The following is a 2,751-nucleotide window of genomic DNA, read 5'->3' as shown; positions in this document are numbered from 1 at the left end:
TTCCCGGCCGAGATCCGGGCGCCTGCCGGAACACTGCCGGGTGTGTCGAGTTTCCAGCTGCATTTCGCGGACCACGACATCCTGACGCCGGGCGATGCGCCGAATGTGCTGGTGGCGATGAACCCGGCGGCGCTGAAGGCGAACCTGGCGGACGTGCCGCGCGGCGCGGAGATCATCGTGAACACGGACGAGTTCGCCAAGCGCGCTATGGCCAAGGTCGGCTACGACACGTCTCCGCTGGAGGACGGCTCGCTGTCGGCATACAACGTGCACCGGGTGCCGTTGACGACGCTGACGATCGAGGCACTGAAGGAGTTCGGTCTGTCGCGGAAGGAGGCCGAGCGCAGCAAGAACATGTTCGCGCTGGGTCTGCTGTCGTGGATGTATCACCGCCCGACGGAGGGCACGGAGAAGTTTCTGCGGGCGAAGTTCGCGAAGAAGCCGGCCATCGCGGAGGCGAATGTGGCGGCGTTCCGGGCGGGCTGGAACTTCGGTGAGACGACGGAGGATTTCGCGGTCTCCTACGAGGTCGCCCCGGCCACGAAGGCGTTCCCGGCGGGCACCTACCGCAACATCTCCGGGAACCTGGCGTTGTCGTACGGGTTGATCGCGGCGGCGCGGCAGGCGGATCTGCCGCTGTACTTGGGTTCGTATCCGATCACTCCGGCCTCGGACATCCTGCACGAGTTGTCGCGGCACAAGAATTTCGGGGTGCGGACCTTCCAGGCGGAGGACGAGATCGCCGGTGTCGGCGCGGCCCTCGGCGCCGCGTTCGGCGGCTCCCTCGCGGTCACCACGACCTCCGGGCCGGGCGTGGCGCTGAAGTCGGAGGCGATCGGGCTTGCGGTTTCGCTGGAGTTGCCGCTGCTGATCGTGGACATCCAGCGCGGCGGCCCCTCGACGGGCCTGCCGACCAAGACGGAGCAGGCGGATCTGCTGCAGGCGATGTATGGGCGCAATGGTGAGGCGCCGGTGCCGGTGGTGGCGCCCAGGACGGCGGCGGACTGCTTCGACGCGGCCCTCGACGCCGCGCGGATCGCCCTGACCTACCGCACCCCCGTCTTCCTGCTCTCGGACGGGTATCTGGCCAACGGGTCGGAGCCGTGGCGGGTGCCGGAGATCGACGAACTCCCCGATCTGCGGGTGCAGTTCGCGACCGGACCCAACCACACGCTGGCCGATGGCACCGAGGTGTTCTGGCCCTACAAGCGCGACCCGCGCACCCTGGCCCGCCCGTGGGCGCTGCCGGGCACACCGGGTCTGGAGCACCGGATCGGCGGGATCGAGAAGCAGGACGGCACGGGCAACATCTCCTACGACCCGGCCAACCACGACTTCATGGTCCGCACCCGCCAGGCCAAGATCGACAACATCGAGGTCCCCGACCTGACCGTCGACGACCCCGACCAGGCCCGCACCCTGGTACTCGGCTGGGGCTCCACCTACGGACCCATCACCGCCGCGGTGCGGCGGCTGCGCGCACAGGGCGAGCCCATCGCCCAGGCCCACCTGCGCCACCTCAACCCCTTCCCCCACAACCTCGCCGCCGTCCTGAAGCGGTACGACAAGGTCGTCGTGCCGGAGATGAACCTGGGCCAGCTCGCCACTCTGATCCGCGCGAAATATCTGGTGGATGCCCGTTCCTACACCCAGGTCAACGGCATGCCGTTCAAGGCCGAGCAGCTCGCCACCGCCCTCAAGGAGGCCATCGATGCCTGACGCTCCCACCAACGAGCTCCTGCAACTGGTCCCCAGGGCAGAAGCCGCCCAGTCCATGAAGGACTTCAAGTCCGACCAGGAAGTCCGCTGGTGCCCCGGCTGCGGCGACTACGCCATCCTCGCCGCCGTCCAAGGCTTCATGCCCGAACTCGGCCTGGCCAAGGAAAACATCGTCTTCGTCTCCGGCATCGGCTGCTCCTCCCGCTTCCCGTACTACATGAACACCTACGGGATGCACTCCATCCACGGCCGCGCCCCCGCCATCGCCACCGGACTCGCCTCCTCCCGCCGCGACCTGTCCGTCTGGGTCGTCACCGGCGACGGCGACGCCCTGTCCATCGGCGGCAACCACCTCATCCACGCCCTGCGCCGCAACGTCAACCTGAAGATCCTGCTGTTCAACAACCGGATCTACGGCCTCACCAAGGGCCAGTACTCCCCCACCAGCGAACTCGGCAAAATCACCAAATCGACCCCCATGGGCTCCCTGGACGCCCCCTTCAACCCGGTGTCCCTGGCGATCGGCGCGGAGGCCTCGTTCGTGGCCCGCACCATCGACTCCGACCGCAAACACCTCACCGACGTCCTGCGCCAGGCCGCCGAACACCCCGGCACCGCCCTGGTGGAGATCTACCAGAACTGCAACATCTTCAACGACGGCGCCTTCGAAGCCCTCAAGGACAAGGACCAGGCCCAGGAAGCGGTCATCCGCCTCGAACACGGCACCCCCATCCGCTTCGGCACCGACAACACCCAAGGCGTCGTGCGCGACCCGGACACCGGCGACCTCAAGGCCGTCACCATCACCCCCGCCAACGAAGCCGACATCCTCATCCACGACGCCCACACCCCCTCACCCACCACCGCGTTCGCCCTGTCCCGCCTCGCCGACCCCGACACCCTCCACCACACCCCCATCGGCGTCTTCCGCTCCGTACAACGCCCCGTCTACGACACCCTGATGGCCGACCAACTCGACACCGCCATCGAACAGAACGGCAAGGGCGACCTCGCCACCCTCCTCACCGGCAA

The 2,751-nt window shown here is 67.9% G+C and carries 2 protein-coding genes; both read left to right on the top strand.

Going from position 1 to position 2,751, the window contains the following annotated elements; genetic code table 11:
* A partial coding sequence (locus DT019_RS38920; RefSeq protein WP_147267433.1) for a 2-oxoacid:acceptor oxidoreductase subunit alpha occupies positions 1-1,719 on the top strand: 1,719 nt, incomplete at its 5' end.
* Positions 1,712-2,751 (top strand): 2-oxoacid:ferredoxin oxidoreductase subunit beta (locus tag DT019_RS38915; protein ID WP_147267432.1); only part of this gene is annotated, 1,040 nt, incomplete at its 3' end. The genes DT019_RS38920 and DT019_RS38915, both read left to right, overlap by 8 nt.

This window comes from Streptomyces sp. SDr-06 (assembly GCF_003324565.1).
Classification (GTDB): Bacteria; Actinomycetota; Actinomycetes; order Streptomycetales; family Streptomycetaceae; genus Streptomyces.
Note: the sequence above shows the minus strand (reverse complement) of the source record. Positions and strands in the feature narration are given on the sequence as shown.